Annotated in this window: 24 protein-coding genes; 8 read left to right on the top strand and 16 right to left on the bottom strand. The window is 47.6% G+C overall.

Going from position 1 to position 22151, the window contains the following annotated elements:
* The first annotated feature begins 92 nt into the window (after window positions 1-92).
* The 3 genes from nlpI to HGT71_RS04825 all read left to right on the top strand — a co-directional run bounded on the left by nlpI (window position 93) and on the right by HGT71_RS04825 (window position 3002).
* Entirely contained in the window at window positions 93-977 is an 885-nt protein-coding gene (gene nlpI, locus HGT71_RS04835) for a lipoprotein NlpI (RefSeq protein WP_099822906.1), read from the top strand.
* 104 nt (window positions 978-1081) lie between these two features.
* A complete protein-coding gene (yrbN, locus tag HGT71_RS15995; RefSeq protein WP_099822905.1) occupies window positions 1082-1162 on the top strand; it encodes a protein YrbN in 81 nt (26 codons plus the stop codon).
* Complete coding sequence (locus tag HGT71_RS04825; protein ID WP_214216833.1) at window positions 1155-3002, top strand: DEAD/DEAH family ATP-dependent RNA helicase; 1848 nt, start codon at window positions 1155-1157, stop codon at window positions 3000-3002. The genes yrbN and HGT71_RS04825 overlap by 8 nt, the downstream gene beginning before the upstream one ends.
* Before the next feature lie 45 nt (window positions 3003-3047).
* On the opposite strand, the gene HGT71_RS04820 is transcribed toward HGT71_RS04825, so the two are convergent.
* A complete protein-coding gene (locus HGT71_RS04820) occupies window positions 3048-4073 on the bottom strand; it encodes a luciferase-like monooxygenase (protein WP_214216832.1) in 1026 nt (341 codons plus the stop codon).
* A gap of 258 nt (window positions 4074-4331) precedes the next feature.
* Here HGT71_RS04820 and HGT71_RS04815 point away from each other — a divergent pair, with 258 nt between their 5' ends.
* Entirely contained in the window at window positions 4332-4838 is a 507-nt protein-coding gene (locus tag HGT71_RS04815) for a GNAT family N-acetyltransferase (protein WP_214216831.1), read from the top strand.
* Here HGT71_RS04815 and HGT71_RS04810 read toward each other — a convergent pair.
* Window positions 4804-5124 carry a GIY-YIG nuclease family protein gene (locus tag HGT71_RS04810; protein WP_214216830.1) on the bottom strand — a complete coding sequence of 107 codons (321 nt, stop codon included), beginning with the start codon at window positions 5122-5124 and terminating at the stop codon, window positions 4804-4806. The genes HGT71_RS04815 and HGT71_RS04810 overlap by 35 nt on opposite strands.
* Before the next feature lie 15 nt (window positions 5125-5139).
* Between HGT71_RS04810 and HGT71_RS04805 the strand changes: the two genes are divergently transcribed.
* The gene (locus HGT71_RS04805) at window positions 5140-5565 is read left to right on the top strand and encodes a YhbP family protein (protein WP_214216829.1); all 426 of its coding nucleotides are present in this window, start codon (window positions 5140-5142) and stop codon (window positions 5563-5565) included.
* A 22-nt stretch (window positions 5566-5587) separates the two neighbouring features.
* Here the strand turns inward: HGT71_RS04805 and HGT71_RS04800 are convergent, their stop codons facing one another.
* The 9 genes from HGT71_RS04800 to argF (HGT71_RS04760) form a co-directional block, all read right to left on the bottom strand.
* Window positions 5588-5974, bottom strand: a complete 387-nt coding sequence (locus tag HGT71_RS04800) for a RidA family protein (protein ID WP_214216828.1) — start codon at window positions 5972-5974, stop codon at window positions 5588-5590.
* Between the two features lie 60 nt (window positions 5975-6034).
* The gene (gene pyrI, locus HGT71_RS04795) at window positions 6035-6496 is read right to left on the bottom strand and encodes an aspartate carbamoyltransferase regulatory subunit (protein WP_214216827.1); all 462 of its coding nucleotides are present in this window, start codon (window positions 6494-6496) and stop codon (window positions 6035-6037) included.
* A complete protein-coding gene (gene pyrB / locus HGT71_RS04790; protein WP_214216826.1) occupies window positions 6493-7437 on the bottom strand; it encodes an aspartate carbamoyltransferase in 945 nt (314 codons plus the stop codon). The genes pyrI and pyrB overlap by 4 nt, the downstream gene beginning before the upstream one ends.
* A 218-nt stretch (window positions 7438-7655) precedes the next feature.
* A complete protein-coding gene (locus HGT71_RS04785; RefSeq protein WP_214216825.1) occupies window positions 7656-8132 on the bottom strand; it encodes an arginine repressor in 477 nt (158 codons plus the stop codon).
* 29 nt (window positions 8133-8161) lie between these two features.
* Window positions 8162-9556: a YfcC family protein gene (locus tag HGT71_RS04780; RefSeq protein ID WP_214216824.1), complete on the bottom strand. Its 1395-nt coding sequence runs from the start codon at window positions 9554-9556 to the stop codon at window positions 8162-8164.
* Window positions 9557-9598: 42 nt separating this feature from the next.
* On the bottom strand, window positions 9599-10603 hold the full coding sequence (argF, locus tag HGT71_RS04775; protein ID WP_214216823.1) for an ornithine carbamoyltransferase: 1005 nt from the start codon (window positions 10601-10603) through the stop codon (window positions 9599-9601).
* Window positions 10604-10613: 10 nt separating this feature from the next.
* Complete coding sequence (arcC, locus tag HGT71_RS04770; RefSeq protein WP_214216822.1) at window positions 10614-11531, bottom strand: carbamate kinase; 918 nt, start codon at window positions 11529-11531, stop codon at window positions 10614-10616.
* Entirely contained in the window at window positions 11528-12763 is a 1236-nt protein-coding gene (gene arcA / locus HGT71_RS04765) for an arginine deiminase (RefSeq protein ID WP_214216821.1), read from the bottom strand. Before arcA ends, arcC begins: the two co-directional genes overlap by 4 nt.
* A gap of 580 nt (window positions 12764-13343) precedes the next feature.
* The gene (argF, locus tag HGT71_RS04760) at window positions 13344-14354 is read right to left on the bottom strand and encodes an ornithine carbamoyltransferase (RefSeq protein ID WP_214216820.1); all 1011 of its coding nucleotides are present in this window, start codon (window positions 14352-14354) and stop codon (window positions 13344-13346) included.
* Between the two features lie 155 nt (window positions 14355-14509).
* Here argF (HGT71_RS04760) and rraB point away from each other — a divergent pair, with 155 nt between their 5' ends.
* Window positions 14510-14932 (top strand): ribonuclease E inhibitor RraB, encoded by a 423-nt coding sequence (gene rraB, locus HGT71_RS04755; RefSeq protein WP_048911419.1) that lies wholly within the window; start codon window positions 14510-14512, stop codon window positions 14930-14932.
* Between the two features lie 54 nt (window positions 14933-14986).
* The gene (gene miaE / locus HGT71_RS04750) at window positions 14987-15751 is read left to right on the top strand and encodes a tRNA isopentenyl-2-thiomethyl-A-37 hydroxylase MiaE (protein ID WP_214216819.1); all 765 of its coding nucleotides are present in this window, start codon (window positions 14987-14989) and stop codon (window positions 15749-15751) included.
* Between the two features lie 42 nt (window positions 15752-15793).
* Here miaE and glnQ read toward each other — a convergent pair whose 3' ends face one another.
* Genes glnQ through glnH form a run of 3 tightly spaced genes read right to left on the bottom strand, consistent with a single transcriptional unit; the run spans window position 15794 to window position 17987 of the window.
* Window positions 15794-16519, bottom strand: coding sequence for a glutamine ABC transporter ATP-binding protein GlnQ (gene glnQ, locus HGT71_RS04745; RefSeq protein ID WP_214216925.1), 726 nt, complete (start codon window positions 16517-16519; stop codon window positions 15794-15796).
* A 2-nt stretch (window positions 16520-16521) separates the two neighbouring features.
* Window positions 16522-17178, bottom strand: a complete 657-nt coding sequence (gene glnP / locus HGT71_RS04740; protein WP_214216818.1) for a glutamine ABC transporter permease GlnP — start codon at window positions 17176-17178, stop codon at window positions 16522-16524.
* A gap of 56 nt (window positions 17179-17234) precedes the next feature.
* Window positions 17235-17987: a glutamine ABC transporter substrate-binding protein GlnH gene (gene glnH / locus HGT71_RS04735; protein ID WP_214216817.1), complete on the bottom strand. Its 753-nt coding sequence runs from the start codon at window positions 17985-17987 to the stop codon at window positions 17235-17237.
* Between the two features lie 193 nt (window positions 17988-18180).
* On the opposite strand from glnH, the gene HGT71_RS04730 reads away from it, so the two are divergent.
* Complete coding sequence (locus tag HGT71_RS04730) at window positions 18181-18354, top strand: hypothetical protein (RefSeq protein WP_214216816.1); 174 nt, start codon at window positions 18181-18183, stop codon at window positions 18352-18354.
* 8 nt (window positions 18355-18362) lie between these two features.
* Here HGT71_RS04730 and HGT71_RS04725 read toward each other — a convergent pair whose 3' ends face one another.
* Together HGT71_RS04725 and HGT71_RS04720 are read right to left on the bottom strand one after the other, a co-directional pair.
* Window positions 18363-19214 carry a MurR/RpiR family transcriptional regulator gene (locus HGT71_RS04725; RefSeq protein ID WP_214216815.1) on the bottom strand — a complete coding sequence of 284 codons (852 nt, stop codon included), beginning with the start codon at window positions 19212-19214 and terminating at the stop codon, window positions 18363-18365.
* Between the two features lie 77 nt (window positions 19215-19291).
* The gene (locus HGT71_RS04720) at window positions 19292-22147 is read right to left on the bottom strand and encodes a valine--tRNA ligase (protein ID WP_214216814.1); all 2856 of its coding nucleotides are present in this window, start codon (window positions 22145-22147) and stop codon (window positions 19292-19294) included.
* Window positions 22148-22151: the final 4 nt, after the last annotated feature.

Genomic DNA, 22151 nt, shown 5'->3' with positions numbered 1-22151 from the left:
ATACTGAAGCAGGATTTATTTTTGGAGGTGTCAAAGTAATGAGACACCTCATTGTTGACTGCATCCGCATGCTGGTACCTGGGAGTGGAAGAATGAAGCCTTATTTACGCTGGGGTTTTATTGCGACAGCTTTGTTGCTGGCTGGATGTAGCAACGCAAATTGGCGTAAGGACGAGGTATTAGCCGTGCCTTTACAGCCAACTTTGCAACAAGAAGTGATGCTTGCACGTATGGAACAAATACTTGCCAGTCGTTCACTGACAGAAGATGAACGCGCGCAGTTGTTATATGAGCGCGGAGTGTTGTATGATAGTCTTGGTTTGCGGGCATTAGCGCGGAACGATTTTTCCCAAGCATTGTCCATAAGACCAGATATGCCTGAAGTCTTCAATTATTTAGGTATTTATCTTACGCAGGCAGGCAACTATGATGCTGCCTATGAAGCGTTTGATTCTGTACTGGAACTTGATCCAACTTACAATTATGCGCATCTTAACCGTGGCATCGCGTTTTACTATGGTGGCCGGTATAAGCTAGCGCAAGATGATCTGCTGGCGTTTTATCACGACGATCCTAATGACCCTTTTCGGAGTTTATGGCTTTACTTGGCGGAAGAGAAAATCGATGCCGACAAAGCAACCTCTGCATTGCAGCAACGCTATAATGCAGCGAAAAGAGATCAATGGGGATGGAAAATAGTCGAATTCTACCTGGGAAAAATCAGCGAAAAGCAGCTGATGCAGAGTCTCCAGGAAGATGCTACGGATAACACCTCGCTCGCTGAACATCTCAGTGAAACCAACTTCTATTTAGGTAAACATTACCTAAGTCTGGGGGAGAAGGATAACGCAGAAGCGTTATTCAAACTGACGGTCGCTAACAACGTGAATAACTTTGTTGAGCACCGATATGCATTGTTGGAGCTGGCGCTACTCGGCCAAGCACAAGACGACTTATCAGAATCTGACCAGCAATAGCTGACAAAAACTTTTCATCTAGGAATTAACTTTCCATCATCCTTCTGGGATGAGGGTGTCTTTTTTGTCAAAAACTTCTAATTTGAGCCGGTTCACACTTATCAATGAAAAGACCTGAAAGTTTTCATGACGAGTTATGTAGACTGGCCGCCGCAATCTACGAGGCACTTGTACTACATGACTGATATTCAAACCACTTTTTCCGATCTAGGCCTTAACGAATCCATTCTTTCTGCACTGAACGATCTGGGTTACGTAAAACCATCACCTATTCAAGCGGAGTGTATTCCACATCTGCTAGCTGGCCGTGATGTACTGGGTATGGCCCAAACCGGAAGTGGTAAAACGGCAGCCTTCTCACTGCCATTATTAAATAACATCGACCCTACTTTAAAAGCGCCTCAAATTCTGGTGCTTGCTCCAACCCGTGAGTTGGCGGTTCAGGTAGGTGAAGCATGTAACGAATTCTCTAAACATATGCGTGGCGTTAACGTTCTGGCACTTTACGGTGGCCAACGTTATGACGTGCAACTGCGCGCATTACGTCAAGGTCCACAAATTGTTGTGGGAACCCCTGGACGTTTACTTGATCACTTAAAACGCGGCACCCTTGACCTGTCAAATCTGCGTGGTTTAGTGCTGGACGAAGCAGACGAAATGCTTCGCATGGGCTTCATCGAAGACGTTGAAACCATTATGGCGCAAATCCCAGAAGGTCATCAGACAGCGCTGTTCTCGGCAACGATGCCAGAAGCGATTCGTCGTATTACTCGTCGTTTTATGAACAACCCACAAGAAGTTCGTATCCAATCGAGCTTAACTACGCGTCCAGACATCAGCCAATCTTATTGGACTGCTTACGGCCGTAAAAGTGATGCATTAGTTCGTTTCTTAGAAGCGGAAGATTTTGACGCGGCGATTATTTTCGTACGTACCAAAAATGCAACCTTAGAAGTGGCTGAAACCTTAGAACGCAATGGGTACAACAGCGCAGCCTTAAACGGCGACATGAACCAAGCGTTACGTGAGCAAACCCTCGAGCGTTTAAAAGATGGCCGTCTTGATATCCTGATCGCGACTGATGTTGCGGCGCGTGGATTAGACGTTGAGCGTATTAGCTTAGTCGTTAACTACGATATTCCATTGGACGCAGAGTCTTACGTTCACCGTATCGGTCGTACTGGCCGTGCAGGACGTGCGGGCCGCGCTTTACTGTTTGTTGAAAACCGTGAGCGTCGTTTACTGCGTAACATCGAACGCACTATGAAGCTGACGATTCCAGAAGTTGAGCTTCCCAATGCAGAACTGTTAAGTACTCGTCGCCAAGAGAAATTTGCTGCGCGTGTCCAACAACAACTGGAAAGCAGTGATCTTGACCTCTACCGTGGTCTGTTGACCAAGCTGTCTCCTCAAGAAGATCTTGATATGGAAACACTGGCCGCAGCTCTGCTGAAGATGGCACAAGGTGAGCGTTCATTAATCGTTCCTGCTGAAGCTCCACGTCCTCCACGTCGTGAATTCCGCGAGCGTGATGATCGTCGTGACGAGCGTCGCGGTGATGATCGCCGTGGTGGTAACCGCGAAGAGCGTCCACGCCGTGAGCGTCGTGATGTCGGTGATATGCAGCTTTACCGTATCGAAGTTGGTCGCAATGATGGCGTTGAAGTTCGTCATATCGTTGGTGCTATCGCTAACGAAGGTGATATCAGCAGCCGTTACATCGGTAACATCAAATTGTTTGATGGTCACTCAACCATTGAGTTACCAAAAGGTATGCCAGGTGAAGTATTACAACACTTCACTAAAACTCGCATCCTGAACAAACCGATGAACATGCAGTTAATGGGTGATGCACAGCCAGGTGAACCACGCCGTGGACGTGGCGGTCGTGATGGCGGTGGCCGTGACGGTGCTGGTGCTGGCCGTGGTGGTCGTGAAGGTGGACGTCGTTTTGGCGGCGGTAACCGTAACGAAGGTAACCGCGGTGAAGGTCATCGTGGACGCCGTGAAGAATCACGCCGTTAATTAACGCTATGATAATGATTAAGGGAGCCTTTTGGCTCCCTTTTTTTATGCTGAAAGTGAATGAATGGCCTGATGCGCTTCCATTGCCAGTTGGTAAGAATAGATCCGGGCATCATTATCATAAATCTGGCCGTTGACCATCACTTCATCGACGTGATACTGCTGCTGAATCGCACGCAGTCCATGCGTCACTGCCGCAAGATCGCCGACTAAAGAGAGGCTTAATGCTCGCTCCACGCCGAATCTTTCGGCAGGGGTCCAAATTTTATCCATAGTTTCCACCGGTTCGGGAAGTTTTCCCGGTACACCGCGACGTAGATGAATAAATTGCTGTTGTTGCGAGGTAAAGAGGAATCGTGCTCGTGCCCGACTTTCTGCCGCGATAATATTTACCCCTATCATCACATAGGGATGCGATAACCGAGCTGACGGAACGAACTCTCGACGATAAAGATCTATTGCCTGGCTAATCACATCCGGGGCAAAGTGCGAGGCGAAAGCGAAGGGGAGCCCCAACTTCGCCGCGAGCTGGGCACTGTACATGCTTGAACCCAGCAGCCAGATGGGCACATTTAACCCAACCCCTGGTACCGGACGGACTGTGAAAGCGTTATCATCTTGCGTATCAAACCATGTAATCAGCTGTTTGACGTCTTCTGGGAAACGCTCTTCACTCTGCGGCGTACTATGGCGGCGTAAGGCCTGCATCGTAGTGGGGTCGCTACCTGGTGCACGACCAATGCCTAAATCGATTCGTCCCGGATAGAGCGATTCTAAGGTCCCAAATTGTTCCGCAATGACTAAGGGGGAGTGATTGGGTAGCATGACTCCCCCTGAACCCAATCGTAAATGCCGGGTATGAGCGGCCAAATAACCGATAAGTACACTGGTTGCTGCGCTAGCAATCCCAGGCATATTGTGGTGTTCGGCTAACCAATAACGATGATATCCCGCTTGCTCAGCGAAGCGCGCTAAGGCTAAGGAACGTTTGAAAGCATCTCTCGCGACACAGGATTGCGGAATAGGAGCGAGATCTAACACCGATAGTTTAAATGGGCGATTTTCAGACATAGGATACCTTCGTATAAAGGGGGCTGACATGACTACACTCTACGCATTGCCAGTAAAATGTGACACGCAGTTTGTGCGAACTGAGGTTCTGTCGTATTGATATGGCGCAGGTTTCATTAGGTAGTATAGCGATGTTGTGCCAGTTACCGAGATGGGAGGGAGTATGCTATGCTGACTTTCGTTAAGGTAAATCGAGGTCTGTCCGAGCCTTTGCTTTTACCCCTTGCCTACATTTTCACGCTTTGCAGAGGAAAAACTATGCTTCTTCGTACTGAAATTGGTCTCGACGCAGCAGGGATTGATACGCTTATCCGACAGGGTGCTCAAGATCCGCAATTGGCGGAGCGTATTCAGGCACTCCGTGAAGCGGGGTTAATCACGCTTGGCGTTGTGGCGACAGATGATGAAGGAAAAGTACTAGGCTATCAGGCCTTTAGCCCAATTCAACTGAATGGAGAAGACCTCAATTGGGTGGTAATTAGTGCCGCGGTAATTGATCCGCAGTACCGCTCAACGTCGCTCGCGAAGGATTTACTGTTCGAAGGATTAGACAGTTTAAATGAATTTAGCTATCGCGCGGTGGTTGGCTATCAAGCCCTGGCTTGGCTACAGGAGCAGGGTTTCACCTCCGCACCAAGATTGACGCTGGAGACGTTGGGTGAACAAGAGATCGTCGTTTATCCCCTTGAAGAGCAAGGCGCCGCACAACACCAAGCCGTGTTGACCTTACCTAACGTTGAACTGACCGAATTAACCAATCACTGATACTGGATGGCTGTTGATTGACGATAGCCAATTTTTTTAAGCGGCTGAGCTGCTTAACCCGGTATTCCAGACGGAGTGCATTAGCACGGTCGCCTGCGGGACTCTGAAAGACAACGGTTAGCGGACCTCGCCCCCGTAGTGCCTTCGCACCACGGCCACAGCAATGCTCTGCTAAACGGCGTGCGACGTCGGTGGTGATACCGGTGTAAAGTGTCCCGCTCGCGGTTTGAATCAGATATAAATACCATTGGCAGTCGGCCTGTTCTATGGCCCTGTCTTGATGCATGGTCAGGAGATCCTTGTGGACGAATTAGCACACTGCCTACACTACTTAGCTGGCCAACATGTGCTGACGCTTTGTACCCGACACGGTGATGAGTTTTGGGCGGCTAACTGCTTCTATGCATTAGATAATGAGAATATCAGCTTTTGGCTCATGACAGAACCGAGTACCCAGCATGGGCGGTTGATGGTCGCTTCCCCGTCGGTGGTCGGTACAGTAAGTACGCAAACCGAATCGGTTTCTCAGTTACAGGGTGTTCAGTTTGAGGGAGTCATCGCCCTTGCCCAGGGAGATATAGGTCAACGAGGCCTTGAGGCCTATCAACAACGTTTTCCCATCGCCAAACAAAAATCCGCACCGTTATGGCAGCTAAAGATAAATCGGTTAAAAATGACCGACAACCAATTGGGGTTTGGCACGAAACTACTGTGGCAGAGGCCATAACAGTGCCTCCGCCTAGCTTTCATTAACCGCGCAATGCAATGGCTTCGATTTCGATGCCGACATCTTTGGGTAATCGGGCCACTTCTACACAGGAGCGAGCAGGGAAAGGCGCTTGGTGCTCAGTAAAAAACTGCTCGTAAGTGGCGTTAACGGTCGCAAAGTCATTGAGGTCTTTCACGAAGACCGTGGTTTTGACGATATTTTTCACGCTTAGACCTGCTTGTTCGATAATCGCTTTAACGTTGTTCAACGATTGGCGAGTCTGAGCCGCAATATCAGCAGGAACTTCGCCCGTTTTAGGATCGACAGGGATTTGGCCTGACGTCAGAACAAGCTGACCGAGGTCTACCGCTTGGACGTAAGGGCCAATTGCGGCAGGTGCATGGTGGGTATTAATTTCACGTGACATACTTTTTCCTCATGACGGTAACGAATAGCGTAAATTTCATTATAGGGAGTGAGCTGTTGATTACCAGTGCCCAATCACCGCCTGGCGGGAAAACTCTTTCTCGCAATAATGGCAACGTAAATACAGATCATTTCGTCGAGTTTTCACTGCAAAGCGTGAATTTACCGGTTCATTATGGCTAATACAGTTAGCATTTGGGCAGACCAATACGGTACGGATCTCATCCGGTAGCGTTGGGCGCAGCTTAGCCACGACTTTAAAATTCTCAATATTATTGATCGTCGCATTAGGGGCATAGATCGCGAGTTGGTTAATCTGATCCGCCGTTAGGAACGTATTCTCAATCTTGATCAGATCTTTGGTGAGGCCTTCGCCGGAAGGGAGATTTAAACCGATGGTGACGCGCTGGTCGGTTTCGGTGAGGCGAAATAGAGTGAGTAATCGAAAGCCGAGCCGGGCAGGAATATGGTCGATCACACTGCCGTTATTGATTGCTTCAACCTGTAATTTATCCTGATTCATGACGCCTCTCCTACTAACGTTTCATTTAACACTAAAGACAATAGGGCTTGTCGGGCATAGATCCCGTTCCCCGCTTGTTGGAAGTACCACGCGTGGGAAGTCTCATCGACATCTGTCGCGATTTCATCGACTCTGGGTAGAGGATGGAGGACTTTCATATTCGGTTTCGCGGCGGCTAAGTGCGAGGCCTGTAAAATAAATTGAGCCTTCATGTTCGCGTATTCGGAGGGGTCTAAGCGCTCTTTCTGAACCCGGGTCATATAGAGGATATCAACCTGCGGGATAATGTCTTCAATGCTGTCGTGCTGGGACCAAGGACAACCACTTTCGTCTAACATATCCGTAATGTACGTTGGCATAGCGAGGGCATTCGGGGAGATAAAATAGAAATGGTTGCCTGTGAATTTAGATAAGGCTTGCGCTAAAGAGTGAACGGTTCGGCCATATTTTAAATCACCTACCATCGCAATATGCAGGTTATCAAGGCTCTGTTGGGTCTCTTGAATGGTAAAGAGATCCAATAAGGTTTGCGTTGGGTGCTGGTTAGCCCCGTCACCGGCATTTAAGATGGGAACATTACCCGAAAATTCAGTGGCTAGCCGTGCGGCACCCTCTTGCGGATGACGCATAACGATAGCATCGACATAGTGACTAATCACCGAGATGGTATCGGCAAGTGTTTCACCTTTCTTACCTAAGGAAGTATTACCGCCATCGGCAAAGCCAACGGCTGAAGCCCCTAACCGCTGGATCGCGGTCTCAAAGGAGAGGCGTGTACGGGTTGAGGCCTCAAAAAAACAGCTTCCAATCACTTTATGCTTCAATCGTTCTGGCTGTGGATTTGCTTTTAGATAGGCTGCCGTTTCTAAAACCAGTTCCAGCTCGCTACGACTGAAATCATTGATTGAAATGATATGTTTTCCATATAGGGGGTTTGCCATGGGAGATATCCTCAACTGGGGGGGATGGCAAAAAAAAAGCCCCTAAAATAGGAGCTTTTCTTCTGAATAATGGGGCTTAGAGAACCACGGCACGTATTCCCGCTGACAGGCAGGTTGAGTGTCTGATGTGTTGGAATCGTCGTTAGCATAACAAAGTTCTCTAAGCTTAATGTTCGGCATTATACGCAGAGAGCCGAGGTTGGAGAATAGTTAATTCTTCAATTTTTGCACCCCACTCGCAACCAATCGCGTAGCCCATGACATAGCTGTGCTGTTGACTGACAATCCTTCGGGGCAATCCAGACATTATCGTTACCCGCCACAACGCCTAAGATGTCATCAGCATGTTGACAGTCGATGAGCCTAGCAATCGCTTGACTGTAACCGGGGGCTGTATGAATCAACACAAAACTCTCGTTATTGACGATATCGATGACCATCTCGGCTAAAGGATGCTGCGGGGTGAGCCTAGGCTGGTGCAAGCTATCGATAGCATAGATACGTTCTCCTCGAGCATTCTGAATTTTGGTTACGCCGAGTTGATGTAATAATCGAGAAACGGTCGCTAAACTAATGCGGCCAACGATCTTTTCAAGGTCTTTTTGTAAAGCCGTCTGATGGGCATAGGTACCTCTGACAATCAGTTGCTGACAAAGGGCGACTAAGCCTTTTTCGGTCACATTTTTACGTTCCATCTCATGCTCTCTCCATAATAAGTTCACGCTTAGAGCAGCGCACTGAGGCTCAATACAAATAGGTTAACTATTATCAGGGCGAGCAGTAGTGGTGCGACCCAACGCAGATATTGACCATAAGGGACTTTGGCGATGGCTAATCCCCCCATTACGACTCCCGAGGTGGGAGTAACCAAGTTGACAATACCCGAGGCCGATTGATAGATAGTGACCATCAAATGACGAGGTAAACCTGCGAAGTCGGCGAGTGGTGCCATAATAGGCATACTCATCACCGCTAAGCCGGAAGAGGAAGGAATAAGAATAGAGAGAAGTGCTTCCAACCCCCAGCTGACAAAGACGAAAATGAGTGCGGGAAGTCCAGTCACCATACTTTCTGCAGCATGCAGTAATGTATGAGTGATCATGCCATTATCCATCATTACCACTATGCCTCGCGCGATACCGATGATTAATGCAACGCCCAGTAACTCTTTTGCCCCGTCAATAAAGGTGTCGATAAAAAGACTCTCACTCATTCGTGCGACGATCCCTATCAGGAACGAAAAGCCTAAAAACATGGCCGAAATTTCACCCATCCACCATCCCCTAGTAGACACGCCGTAGATCATGATGGCGAAAGCACAGGTAAATAGAGTGAGGATAACCTTATGTGTTCGAGTGAACGCGAGATGGACAGGAACAGGTGTTTCACTATCATTTTTTCCAGCGAGGTGCGCCAAGCAGGAAGCTTTGGGATCTTTTCTTACCGCAATGGCATAACGGAGTACCCATGCGACGGCGAGACACCAGCATAGGAGCAACAGTACAATACGCAGTCCCATGCCTTGTGTGAAAGGTATCCCAGCTGCATTCGCCGCAATCACGGTGGCGAAAGGGTTAATTGTCGATCCTAGAGTACCGATCCCTGCACCTAACAAAACAGTCGCTGCGGCAACGAGACGATCGAACCGGGCAGCGACCATGACAGGAACCAGTAGCGAATAGAAGGGGAGCGATTCTTCTGCCATACCATAGATGGTTCCCCCTAACGCAAATAATCCCATTAAAATGGGGATCATTAACTCTTCTTTCCCTGCTAGCCTCCCTGTTACCCGCTGGATTCCGGCATCGATCGCACCCGTTTTGGTGGTAATCCCTAAGAACCCGCCAATAATAAGTATGAAGAGTGCGACGTCGATAGCTGCCGCTTGTCCAGTTCGATGGTTCCATAAGCCGTCTATCGGAGCCAATAAGATATCGGTAATACCCTGTGGATTAGACTGCGTCACAGAATAGGTCCCGGCGACTGGTACTTCAGTACCCAGAAGGGGGTTTAATTCGAGCTGATAATGACCCGCGGGAATGAACCACGTTAGTATCGCGACAATAATAATTAATATGAAGAGTATCGAGTAAGCAGAAGGGAATTTTAAACTTTTCATAACTGAGCTCCACGGTAGGGTATTTCACCCTACCGTTTTAATTTAGTCAGCGAGCGTCGCAACCATAACCGCTTTAATGGTATGCATCCGATTTTCAGCTTGATCAAACACGATAGAGTGCGAAGATTCGAAAACCTCTTCAGTCACTTCTAATCCTGTTAACCCAAACTGTTGTGCTATTTTTTGTCCAATTGCGGTGTCTGCATTATGGAAGGCGGGTAGGCAGTGCATAAATTTAACTTGCGGATTTTGAGTTGCTTCCAATGCTTTCTGATTGACCTGATAAGGTTGCATTATCGATAAGCGTTGCTGCCAAGCTTCTTCGGCTTCCCCCATGGAGACCCAAACATCGGTATAAAGGAAATCGACCCCATCAACCCCGTCTTCTACATGATCGGTAAGGGTTATTTTTGCACCACTCTTTTCGGCTAAGACCCGGCAAGTATTGACGAGATCTTCTTCCGGCCAAAAGGCTGGTGGGGCGACTAGACGAATATCCATCCCCATTATCGCAGCACCGACCATAAGAGAGTTACCCATGTTATTTCTCGCATCGCCAAGGTAGGCGAAACGGATATCCGTTAGGGCTTTACCTGGTGAATGTTCCAGCATGGTCATCAGATCAGCTAAAATTTGAGTGGGATGAAATTGGTCGGTCAGGCCATTCCAAACAGGAACGCCAGCAAATTGTGCAAGTTCCTCAACGATTTCCTGACCATATCCACGGTATTCAATGCCGTCATACATCCGCCCAAGTACTCGGGCTGTATCTTTCATCGTCTCTTTATGGCCAATTTGAGACCCCGAAGGCCCCAGATAAGTGATTTGTGCGCCTTGTTCGAAAGCAGCGACCTCAAATGCGCAGCGTGTCCGCGTCGAGGTTTTCTCAAAGATAAGGGCGATATTTTTATGTAAAAGCCGCTGTTTTTCGTGACCAGATTTTTTGTCTGCTTTGAGCTCTAGCGCTAAGTCAATTAACTGGGTTATCTCGTCTGCACGAAAGTCGAGAAGTTTTAAAAAATGTCGATTTTTGAGTGAGTGTGTCATGGCCGTTTCCTTATGATGAATGGGATGGGTAAATACGTGTCCCTTGCTTACCGTTTAAAATATCGAGTGCATCATCTAACGCACCGATTGCGGCAATTCCTTGGGTTTTTTCGACAAATGCACAACAGGCTTTTACTTTCGGACCCATTGACCCCTGATCAAACGTTATAGTATTTAATTCTTGGCAAGTAATATTGCTGATCGCAGATTGTTGAGGCGTGTTCCAATCGAGATACACTGCTTTTGCATCGGTGAGGATAAGCAGTGCATCTGCGTCCAACTCCTCAGCCAATAGTGCTGCGGCGAGATCTTTATCCACTACCGCAGGCGTACCTTGTAACTGATTACCTTGCTCGATGACTGGTACGCCACCGCCCCCACAGCAGATGACCAGATGGTCATCTTCGAGTAGGTGGCCAATTACCGAGGTTTCAAGGATTTTTTGCGGACGCGGTGACGCCACGACTCGGCGAAAAGTGTCGCCATCAGGCTTAATTTGCCAAGAGGGATCTAACTGGGATAACTGCTCGCGCCGATAACTAGGTCCAATATACTTATTGGGTGAGTGATAAGCAGGGTCATTACTGTCAGTCAATACCTGCGTTATGACACATACGGCAGAACTGTTTGGCAGATAATTACGTAAGGCTTGTTGTAATAGATAGCCAATCATCCCTTGGGTTTCAGCGACTAATATATCGAGAGGGTAAGGCTTAGTATCTTGGTAAGCTTCATTTTGTAAGGCTAATAATCCGACCTGTGGGCCATTACCATGAACCAACACAATACGCCAATCTTGGCTGAGTACCGCAAGTTGTTGAGCCGCCAATTCAATATTTTTCTGCTGTAAGTCAGCCTCTAAAGGCTGGCCTCTCTTCAATAATGCGTTACCGCCTAAGGCAACAACCAGCGTGGGTTTTGTACTCATGAGCGGACTCCCTCTAGATCATCACGTTCTAGTGGGCAACTCATACACCTCGCACCACCACGCCCCCTGCCTAGCTCATCCCCACGAATGGTTAAGATCTTTATTCCGGCCTTATCATATTTTTCATTGGTGCGTAAATTCCGATCATAGCCGACTACCACACCTGGTCTGAGGGTGAGCACATTATTAGCATCGTTCCACTGTTCACGTTCTGACTCAAAAATATCGCCCCCCGTAGTGATAAAACGGATTTCAGTCACGGCAAGGGCTTCTTCAAGGAGGGTAACGAGTGGACGGGAAGAATGATGCTTGATTCCCCCTTTTCCATCCGGAGTTAACATGCAGCACGGCATATCGGGCTGGATAATCTCAGGATAAATCGAAAAGGTGTCAATATCGAGATGAGTCATAACCGTATCGAGGTGCATACACGCACGGTGTTTTGGTAATTCAACTAGAATGACTTTATTCGCTTGTTGGTGGTGGAAAAGAGAGGTGGCGAGGAATTCAACGCCTTGAATCGTGGTTCGTTCGGATAAGCCAATTAACACTGTGCCATTACCGATAACTAAGACATCTCCTCCTTCAAGGGTGGCATGATCGTAGCGTCGCTCTTCATTACCGTAGTAATTGATATACTGGCTATCTTGGAAAAGTGGATGCCAGCGGTAAATCGCCCGTAAATTATCGGTTTCTCGTTGCCGAGCGGATTTTGCCATAGGATTAATGCTGACACCTTGATAGATCCAACAGGAAGTATCGCGAGTAAATAAGTGGTTAGGAAGCGGCCGAGTGATGAACGGGGAGTGCATCGGCGAGATAGCGCGTAATTTAAGGAGTGTTTCGGGTATTTCCTGCCAAGTAAGTCCACCCGTCAGATAACGTGAGAGTTGATCGGCAGGGAGATCCGCTAACCACTCTCTGAGGGGGGATGCCAAGGTTGGTCCCAATCGGTAATCAGAGAGTTGAGCTGACAACAGCCAGTCACGTGCTTCGGTATTTTGTAACGTTTCGGCTAAGAGTTCGCCAAGGAGTAAGACATTAATATTTTGATTGCGGAGGAGTTGGGTAAATTGATTATGTTCCTCCACTGCGCGTTCGACACAAAGTACATCATCGAACAGTAACTCCTGGCAGTTTGAAGGGGTTAGACGCTGTAAACTTAAAAAAGGGCGATGCAGCATGACTGTTCTTAATTGGCCGATTTCCGACCCTACATAATGACGTTCCATAGAAATTCCTTCTTCTCAATATAAAGCAGATTAGCTCCGCAGGAGACAAGAGCGATGTCGCGGAGTATGCGATTCATATTGGTGAGAAAAAGAGATGTTGGTCACATTAAAATGGGCCTTGTTCGCTATCTGGACCGGGTCTGATTTAAGTCAGAAAAGTAGCTATATTTTTTAATTTTAAAATGGGTAACTATTTAATAAAAAAGATTTTATTCTCAGGAAGATATTAGTTTAATCCAGTAGATAGAGATGGGGATATAGAGTTATTCAAGTAGGAGTTTAAGGGATATTCTGTAAGATGAGAAACACTACTCCATAAAATGAAAATTTACGCAGAATATTCAGATTATATAAGATTGTATTTTTGTGATGAGTGATTAGGTATTTATAAATAGTTTGGCAAATAAATACGTTATCGACGGTCTCATTTATACCATTGCATCAGATGATAATTTTATTCGCATAAAATTTCTTATGGATTTCTGCGTAGACCCTTCAGCGCTAGCAGAGGGGAAAGAGTTGAATAGAGATTCGCGTAAGAATAGCCTCTTATAAGGCCATTCTTACTCAGTATGGGTATTTAGACTTGGGCGCTTAAGGTTGCCACCATCAAGGCCTTAATACTGTGCATCCGGTTTTCAGCTTGGTCAAAGACAATACTGTGTGACGATTCGAAAACCTCATCCGTGACTTCGATGCCTTGCGGTAAATTGTAGTGTTCCGCGATCTGCTTACCGACCACAGTCTCTGTGTCATGAAAAGCGGGGAGGCAGTGTAGGAACTTAACCTGCGGATTTCCTGTTGCCGTGATCACCTGTTGATTGACCTGATAATCGCGTAATAATGCGATACGCTCTTCCCACACTTCCTTCGGCTCACCCATCGACACCCATACATCGGTATAGAGGAAATCAGCGCCCTTAACACCTTCCTCAACATTTTCGGTTAAGGTAATAGTACCGCCGTGTTGTGCAGCCAGTGTTTGACACTCCGCGACTAACTCGGCTGCCGGCCAGCAGGCCTGTGGGGCAACCATCACTAGCTGTAACCCGGTCAGTGCTGCGGCTTCTAATAAAGTATTACCCATATTATTTTGGGCATCCCCTAAATAGGCTAGCTTAATCTGATTCCACGGTATATTAGGCAGATGTTCTTGCATGGTGAGTAAATCGGCCAGCAATTGAGTCGGGTGAAATTCGGTGGTTAACCCATTCCATACCGGGACTTGCGCATACTTTGCCAAGGTTTCAACAATGGATTGGCCATATCCTCGATACTGAATGCCGTCATACATTCTACCCAGCACGCGCGCCGAATCTTTGATTGATTCTTTATGACCGATTTGACTACCGCTTGCCCCTAAATACGTAACACCAGCACCTTGATCGTAGGCAGCGACCTCAAAAGAGCAGCGGGTACGCGTCGAGTCTTTCTCAAAGATCAGCGCGATATTTTTACCTGAGAGATAACGCTGCTCGGTTCCCTGTTTTTTTGCACGTTTTAAGTCGGCGGCAAGGGTGAGAAGATGGGTTAACTCTTGCTGGGAACAATCGAGTAATCGTAGAATCGACCGCTGGTACAGTGAAGACATGACGCACTCCCTAATATTGAATTGATATTCAATTTATATGACTAAGAATTCACTTTCAACTTATTTCGATGATTATCGATTTAGGGAGTAGTGCCAAAGCGCGGTGTGTGGGAAAATAGCCCCAATATTCCAGCGTGTAGCGAAAGAGGTTTTGTATGTCCAGTGAAGAATTATTAGCCGAGCAACGTGAAGAAACGTTAGCGATTATCGAAGAGTTACTGGAAGACGGCAGCGATCCAGATGCGCTTTATACCATTGAACACCATTTTTCTTGTGATAGCTTTGACGCACTTGAAAAAGCCGCAGTCGATGCCTTTAAAGCGGGTTACGAAGTCACGGAGCCAGAAGAGTTAGAACTTGAAGATGGGACCACCGTGATGTGCGTCGATATCATTAGTGAATCTGCCCTCAACCCAGAACTGATCGATGCGCAAGTTGTACAACTTGTCTCTATCGCCGGTAAACACAATGTGGATTACGACGGGTGGGGCACTTACTTCGAAGACCCGGATGCGCAAGACGACGAAGATGACGAAGATGACGCTATCGATGAAGACGATAACGGCGTTCGCCATTAATCTCTCGCACACAGCAGCCAAGTCTGCTGTGTTTTTCCCAACCAACAAGATGCTATGAATACCCAAACCTTACTGCAACCCATTCAACACTTCCTCCACTGCCAGACCCCAGATGCTTGGATTATCGAAGCGCGTAAACCGGAAAATCTCCCGCTTCTCTTAACGGATCATTTAGTCTGTGAACTCAAGGCGGCACTCACGGCGACATGGCTTATTCGTAAATATGTGGCAGATAAACCCAGTGGAGAAGCGATCCTCGAATGGCTCAAACCTTATGAAGCCTTTGTTTACCGCGAGATGCCTGACCCCGATTTTATCCGCGCCCATAAAGGATTAAGTCGCCCAGTCACCACCGCGACTGATTTTGCCTGGGCAGGGGAACTGGTGGAAAAAATGATGTTATTGATTAAAGAAGAGCTACATCACTTTTATCAGGTCTGGGAAATTATGCAGCAGCGTGGAATCGCCTATAAAAAGATGACGGCCAGTCGCTATGCAAAATCACTAATGCGTGAGGTGACCACTCATGAGCCAATGACGCTGGTGGATAAACTTATTTGTGGCGCATACATTGAGGCGCGGTCATGCGAACGTTTTGCTGCGTTGGCGCCTTATTTAGACCCTGAGCTAGAAAAATTTTATGTTTCGCTACTCCGGTCTGAGGCGCGTCATTATCAAGACTACCTTCACTTAGCCCAACAAATTGCTGAGTTTGATATATCCGCACGGGTGCAAGCGATAGGCCGAGCCGAGGCGATATTAATTAGGTCTCCAGATCCGGAATTACGTTTTCACAGTGGATGCCCTATCCAGTTGTAGTGAAGAGATCGCCACGATATATCGGTATCGTGGCGATCAAGATTAAGAGACATGTTTCAAAAACGTCTGTAGCCGTTCACAACCTTGGCCTTCATTTAATAACTGCTGAGGGGAGCCATCTTCGGCAATGGTTCCGCCGTCAATAAAAATTAAGCGGGAAGCTACATCGCGCGCAAAGCCAATCTCATGAGTCACGATGACCATGGTCATCCCTTCTTCGGCAAGAGACTGCATGACTTGCAACACTTCATGCCGTAATTCAGGATCGAGCGCAGAGGTTGGCTCATCAAATAACATCATTTTAGGTTTTATCGCTAAGGCTCGCGCAATAGCGACACGTTGCTGTTGTCCGCCTGATAGTTCGGAAGGGTAATGGTCCGCGCGGCTACTCAACCCCACGCGGTCAAGTAATTCTAATGCTAAGCGCTTGGCTTCACTTTTACTGCTATGGCGGACGCGTAATGGGCCAAACATGACATTCTCAAGCGCGGTCAGATGTGGGAATAAATGAAATTGCTGAAAGACCATCCCTGCTTCTCGGCGAATATCGCACTCGTTGAGGTGTGGGTCGGTCATATGCATCCCAGCGACGATAAGCGTTCCTGAACTGATCTCTTCCAGTTTATTGATACAGCGTAGCAGCGTCGACTTACCGGAGCCAGAAGGGCCAATGATGACGACAACCTCACCGCTTTCAATCTGTAGGGAGATATCGTGCAACACTTCTGTTTTACCGAAATTTTTAGAGACGTTTTGAAATTCCACCATATTCATAAGATATGCAACCTTTTCTCTAATTTTTTCAGTAAGAAGCTTAAGCAGAGTGTGACCACTAAATAGAGCGCGGCGACGGCTGTCCACACTTCTAAGGCCCTAAAGTTACCGGCGATGATCTCTTGCCCTTCTCGGGTCAGTTCTGCCACGCCAATCACAATAAACAGTGATGTATCTTTGATACTAATAATCCATTGGTTACCTAACGCCGGAATCATTCTCCGAAGCGCCAGCGGCATGATGATATGCCATAGTGTTGCGCGGGAGGAAAGTCCCATGGCTAAGCCTGCTTCTTTAAAGCCTTTATTAATCGAAAGGATAGCACCACGGGTTATTTCGGCAATATAGGCTCCCGAGTTAATCATAATGGTCACGACCGCGGCGGTAATCGGTTCAATTCGAATGGGCAGCAACAGCGGCAGGGCGAAATAGATAAACATGACTTGTACCATGATTGGGGTGCCGCGGATCAACTCGACAAAAATAAGTGAAAGCGTTTTACTGATACGGCCACCTAATGCACGTGCCACTCCAGCAATCAAACCGATAACAAAGCCACCACACAAGCCCAGCAAAGAGATAAAAAGCGTGAGTTTAAGCCCCTGTAACAGTATAGGGAAAGCTTGCCACACGTAGGTAAAATCGAAATTCATAAGCGGTGTCCGTCAACAATACAAAAAAGGTTGGCCAGCTAGGCTGGCCAACAAGACTACTTAGGCGCTTTATCGAACCATTTTTTATAAATTTTTGCGTAAGTCCCATCCGCTTTCAGCGCGGCGAGCGCTTTATTAACCTGCGCGGTATAAGGGCTATTTTTCTGTAAGGCGAAACCATATTGTTGAGGTAGGACGCTATCATTTTGACCGGTAGCTTTAATTTTTCCATTACCGGAAACCTTGATGTAATACATGACGTTAGGGGAGTCATGAACCACGGCATCGATATTTCCCGCTTGGAGATCCAAATAGGCGTTATCGATATTTGGGAATTCAACGTAATCCGCTTTCACGTGAGCTTTCATATAGGTTGCCCCGGAGGTCCCCTGTTTCAGTCCCACTTTTTTCCCTGCTAAATCGCTGAATTTGGTAATACCGGTTGCACTGCTTTTAACCGCCATCAGTAAATCTGCATCATAATAAGGCGCACTAAAGTCAACGGCTTGAGCGCGCACAGGAGTGATAGTGATCCCTGCCATGGCGACATCTAAATTACGCGACTGAAGGCCGGGAATTAGCCCTGAAAAGTCCATCGGTTGTAATCGGTAATCGACGCCCATTTTTTTAGCAATGGCGTCCCAAAGGTCGACATCAAAGCCTACATATTTATCAGCTTGTTTAAATTCGAAAGGAACAAATGCGGTATCGACGCCGACATTGAGGGTCTCCTTCGCTAACACACTGGCACTGAATAATGTTGAAAGTAATGTGAAGCCTACAGTTATTTTCTTGATGGTCGTGAACATGTTTATTTCCTTTAAGGTGTTAACGAGAGCTAACCTTCTCAAAGCAAAAGCTATGCCAAAGTAAGAAAATCGTGTGGGAAGTCATGGGAAATATAAAGAAATACCCTTTACAGCTAGATTTAACGAGAGGATCGGTATTTAGCACTATTTACTCACCGCTTAGCGCCCTAAATAGGGGGAGGAAAGTCGCTGAGTGGTGTTTTTTTCATCCAAGGGAAACACCGCTAATCGAGGGTCACGCCATAATGGTGCAGACCCTGAAGACCGTTTCATGATTGTAGGGCAAGTGATGACTAACGCAGGGGAGAGTGAAGCGGAACGCTATCTGCTACAGATATGTTATGCGGTAACGCCCTACGCCTTATAAATGCCAAGTTAGCGATTGGCAATATAGCTGCCTGACTCAAACAGATATTTTTCAGACTTCTCAATGCTTTGTACGGCAGGTTCGCCATGTTTGGCGACTAAACTTGCGAGCAACGCCTCGGCAATGGCCATACCTGAAACAACAGAGGGGAAAAACGACGCGCTGTCGATCGAAAAGAGAAGCGTACAGTCAGCCACTTGCGCCAACGGCGAGGAGGGGGAGTCTGTGATGGCGACAATTTTTGCCCCTACCTGCTGGGCCGTCTCCAGGATTTGTAGCGTTTCTCGTGAGTAAGGTGAGAAACTTACCAGTAACACACTATCTTGGTCGGTTAATTCACGCGTAAAGATTTGTTGGCTATTTGCGAGGTTATCGATCAAGGTTACCCGCTGCTGAAAGAGCCGATAAACGTAATATATTGACCAGGCGATCGAGAAACTTGCACGAAAGCCGCAGACATAAACTTGTTGGGCGTCGTCCAATAACGTTACCGCACGCTGTAAAGAGTCTTGATTCAACGATTGCGTATCTTCTAGCGAGTGGCTTAGGGTCGAAAATACGGCGTCATACGCTGACTCTTGTTGCAAGTTCTGCTGTAAGCGTACTGCTCGGCTTGCATAACTGCTACGCGTTAGTTTTAACGAATAGATAAATTCTGCTTTTAAGGCTTCCCACCCCTCATAACCGAGTTTTTTAGCTAATCGCGAAAGTGTTGCAGGTTTAAGATCGGCATTGTGCGCAATGGTCCGCATCGAGATCAACGCGACATCATTGATATTTTCCAAAACAAAAGCCGCCGCACGTTGCAGTTCAGGTGTTAGGGCAGGGTAGTGATCAATGATGAGTTTGCGAAGGTCCATAGATAAGCCTCGGTAGAATCGCGGTCGAGCAAAGAAAAGCCGGGACGATGCCCGGCTATTTATTTATATATTATTGATTAGAGTGCGGCAATGACGCCCTGTTGCTCAATAATTTTTGCTTTAGAGTGTTCTAAGTCGGCAAGACGTTCGCGCTCTTTGGCCACAACGGCTTCCGGCGCTCGCGCGACAAACCCTTCATTACCCAGCTTAGTCGCGATTTTTTCAATCTCGAGATCGACCTTACCTAACTCTTTCGCCAGACGCTCTAACTCAACATCCTTATTGATCAAGCCCGCCATTGGGATAAGGAGCTCAGCTCCTTCGACCAGTTTAGTGACCGAGACGGGGGCTTTCTCTTCCGCGGCAAGTAGGGTGATAGTTTCCAGCTTCGCGAGACGCTTCAGGAAGGTCAAGTTTGCCGAGACACGACGCTCGACTTCTGAGGTCGCACCACGCAGTGATAACTCCAGAGGCTTGCTCGGCGAGATATTCATTTCAGCACGGATGTTACGTACCGCAATGATCGCTTGCTTGATCCACTCGATATCACTTTGCGCTTGCGCATCTTCTTTCTCTGCCGCCCATTCTGGGAAGGCTTGCAGCATCAGCGTATCGTCGGTAATCCCTTTCAACACTTTGACGCGCTGCCAGATGGTCTCTGTGATAAATGGAATAATCGGGTGTGCCAAGCGTAATAACGCTTCCAGTACGGTCACTAGAGTGTTACGGGTACCGCGCAGTTCCGCTTCACTGCCATTGTTCATGACAGGTTTGGTTAATTCTAAATACCAGTCACAGAATTGGTTCCAAGTGAAATCGTACAGCAAGTTAGCGGCGATATCGAAACGGTAAGTATCTAAGGCTTCGCGGTAAGCTTTCACCGTACGGTTGAACTCACTGCGGATCCAGCGATCGGCAAGAGAGAGCACTTGCTCGCCGCCTTGGAAACCACAATCTTGCTCTTCGGTGTTCATCAGTACAAAGCGGCTGGCATTCCATAACTTATTACAGAAGTTACGGTAGCCTTCGAGTCGTTTCATATCCCAGTTGATGTCGCGACCGGTTGAAGCGAGCGCCGCTAAGGTAAAGCGCAGAGCATCCGTTCCTGAAGGTTCAATACCATTCGGGAATTGCTTTTCAGTACGTTTACGGATTTTCTCAGCCAGTTGTGGCTGCATCATATTGCCGGTACGCTTTTCAAGCAGAGCTTCTAAGGAAATCCCGTCCACCATATCTAAAGGATCGATAACATTCCCTTTAGACTTCGACATTTTCTGTCCTTCTTCATCACGGATAAGGCCAGTCATGTAGACCGTTTTGAAAGGAACTTGTGGCTTACCTTGCTCATCTTTCATGAAATGCATCGTCAACATAATCATGCGTGCAATCCAGAAGAAGATAATATCAAAACCACTGACGATGACGTTGGTCGGGTGGAAGGTGCGCAGAGCGTCAGTATTTTCTGGCCAGCCTAATGTTGAGAAGGTCCACAGCCCAGAAGAGAACCAGGTATCGAGAACGTCTTCGTCTTGGTTTAGGACAACAGTGTCGGCAAGGTTGTGCTCGCGGCGAACTTCTTCTTCAGTACGTCCGACATAGACTTGGCCATTTTCGTCGTACCACGCAGGGATACGGTGTCCCCACCATAGTTGACGAGAAATACACCAGTCTTGAATATCGCGCATCCATGAGTAGTACATATTTTCGTACTGTTTAGGAACGAACTGGATATCGCCATTTTCAACCGCTTCTACCGCAACTTTAGCCAGCGGCGCTGTACGGACATACCATTGGTCAGTCAGCATCGGTTCAATGACGACGCCACCACGGTCACCGTAAGGAACGGTTAAGTCGTGTGGCTTAATTTCTTCTAATAACCCTAACTCTTCTACCGCCGCAACGATGGCTTTACGCGCAGCGAAACGCTCTAGTCCCGCAAAGGCGGCAGGCATTTCACTTGAGTAGGCATCAGACTCTTCACCGTTAGTATCGAACACTTGTGCCTGTTGGCGAATATCGCCATCAAAGGTCAAGATATTGATCATTGGCAGTTTATGGCGGCGTCCAACTTCATAGTCATTGAAGTCGTGCGCTGGCGTGATTTTTACGCAACCGGTGCCTTTGGTCATGTCTGCGTGCTCATCCCCAAGAATAGGGATGCGACGGTTGATCAGAGGCAGGATCAGTTCTTTGCCAATTAAGTTAGCATAACGAGGATCTTCAGGGTTAACCGCAACACCAGTATCCCCTAGCAGGGTTTCAGGGCGGGTCGTGGCGACGATGATGTAATCTTTACCGTCAGCCGTCTTAACGCCATCAGCAAGCGGATAGCGGATGTGCCACATCGATCCTTTCGACTCACGGTTTTCGACTTCCAGATCGGAAATCGCGGTACGCAGTTTAGGATCCCAGTTAACGAGGCGCTTACCGCGGTAGATCAGGTTCTCGTTGTATAAGCGGACAAAGACTTCTTTTACTGCATTGGAAAGCCCATCATCCATGGTGAAGCGTTCACGTTCCCAATCAACAGAGTTACCGAGACGGCGCATCTGATTGGTAATGTTGCCTCCTGATTCCGCTTTCCATTGCCAAATTTTATCAATGAATGCATCACGGCCATAATCTTGGCGGGTTTTACCCTCTTCCGCAGCGATCTTACGCTCAACCACCATCTGGGTGGCGATACCGGCATGGTCGGTACCTGCTTGCCACAGGGTATTTTTGCCTTGCATGCGTTGGTAACGCACCAAGGTATCCATGATGGTCTGTTGGAAAGCATGTCCCATATGTAAGCTGCCGGTAACATTCGGCGGTGGGATCATGATGCAGTAGCTCTCTTTATTTAGATCGCCATGTGGTTTGAAGTAGCCTTGCTTTTCCCAGTGCTCATAAAGCGGCTGTTCGATCTCTTGCGGGTTATATGTTTTTTCCATAGGA

The sequence above is a fragment of the Rosenbergiella epipactidis genome (assembly GCF_018494055.1).
GTDB classification, from domain to species: Bacteria; Pseudomonadota; Gammaproteobacteria; order Enterobacterales; family Enterobacteriaceae; genus Rosenbergiella; species Rosenbergiella epipactidis.
The sequence above is the reverse complement of the archived record's forward strand: the minus strand, read 5'-3'. Positions and strand labels throughout refer to the sequence as shown.

Excerpts from the sequence above, each read along its gene's own strand:
- nlpI (WP_099822906.1), top strand. The coding sequence starts at position 93 with ATGAAGCCTTATTTACGCTGGGGTTTTATTGCGACAGCTTTGTTGCTG.
- yrbN (WP_099822905.1), top strand. The coding sequence starts at position 1,082 with ATGAAAAGACCTGAAAGTTTTCATGACGAGTTATGTAGACTGGCCGCC.
- HGT71_RS04825 (WP_214216833.1), top strand. The coding sequence starts at position 1,155 with ATGACTGATATTCAAACCACTTTTTCCGATCTAGGCCTTAACGAATCC.
- HGT71_RS04820 (WP_214216832.1), bottom strand. The coding sequence starts at position 4,073 with ATGTCTGAAAATCGCCCATTTAAACTATCGGTGTTAGATCTCGCTCCT.
- HGT71_RS04815 (WP_214216831.1), top strand. The coding sequence starts at position 4,332 with ATGCTTCTTCGTACTGAAATTGGTCTCGACGCAGCAGGGATTGATACG.
- HGT71_RS04810 (WP_214216830.1), bottom strand. The coding sequence starts at position 5,124 with ATGCATCAAGACAGGGCCATAGAACAGGCCGACTGCCAATGGTATTTA.
- HGT71_RS04800 (WP_214216828.1), bottom strand. The coding sequence starts at position 5,974 with ATGTCACGTGAAATTAATACCCACCATGCACCTGCCGCAATTGGCCCT.
- pyrI (WP_214216827.1), bottom strand. The coding sequence starts at position 6,496 with ATGAATCAGGATAAATTACAGGTTGAAGCAATCAATAACGGCAGTGTG.
- pyrB (WP_214216826.1), bottom strand. The coding sequence starts at position 7,437 with ATGGCAAACCCCCTATATGGAAAACATATCATTTCAATCAATGATTTC.
- HGT71_RS04785 (WP_214216825.1), bottom strand. The coding sequence starts at position 8,132 with ATGGAACGTAAAAATGTGACCGAAAAAGGCTTAGTCGCCCTTTGTCAG.
- HGT71_RS04780 (WP_214216824.1), bottom strand. The coding sequence starts at position 9,556 with ATGAAAAGTTTAAAATTCCCTTCTGCTTACTCGATACTCTTCATATTA.
- argF (WP_214216823.1), bottom strand. The coding sequence starts at position 10,603 with ATGACACACTCACTCAAAAATCGACATTTTTTAAAACTTCTCGACTTT.
- arcC (WP_214216822.1), bottom strand. The coding sequence starts at position 11,531 with ATGAGTACAAAACCCACGCTGGTTGTTGCCTTAGGCGGTAACGCATTA.
- arcA (WP_214216821.1), bottom strand. The coding sequence starts at position 12,763 with ATGGAACGTCATTATGTAGGGTCGGAAATCGGCCAATTAAGAACAGTC.
- argF (WP_214216820.1), bottom strand. The coding sequence starts at position 14,354 with ATGTCTTCACTGTACCAGCGGTCGATTCTACGATTACTCGATTGTTCC.
- rraB (WP_048911419.1), top strand. The coding sequence starts at position 14,510 with ATGTCCAGTGAAGAATTATTAGCCGAGCAACGTGAAGAAACGTTAGCG.
- miaE (WP_214216819.1), top strand. The coding sequence starts at position 14,987 with ATGAATACCCAAACCTTACTGCAACCCATTCAACACTTCCTCCACTGC.
- glnQ (WP_214216925.1), bottom strand. The coding sequence starts at position 16,519 with ATGGTGGAATTTCAAAACGTCTCTAAAAATTTCGGTAAAACAGAAGTG.
- glnP (WP_214216818.1), bottom strand. The coding sequence starts at position 17,178 with ATGAATTTCGATTTTACCTACGTGTGGCAAGCTTTCCCTATACTGTTA.
- glnH (WP_214216817.1), bottom strand. The coding sequence starts at position 17,987 with ATGTTCACGACCATCAAGAAAATAACTGTAGGCTTCACATTACTTTCA.
- HGT71_RS04725 (WP_214216815.1), bottom strand. The coding sequence starts at position 19,214 with ATGGACCTTCGCAAACTCATCATTGATCACTACCCTGCCCTAACACCT.
- HGT71_RS04720 (WP_214216814.1), bottom strand. The coding sequence starts at position 22,147 with ATGGAAAAAACATATAACCCGCAAGAGATCGAACAGCCGCTTTATGAG.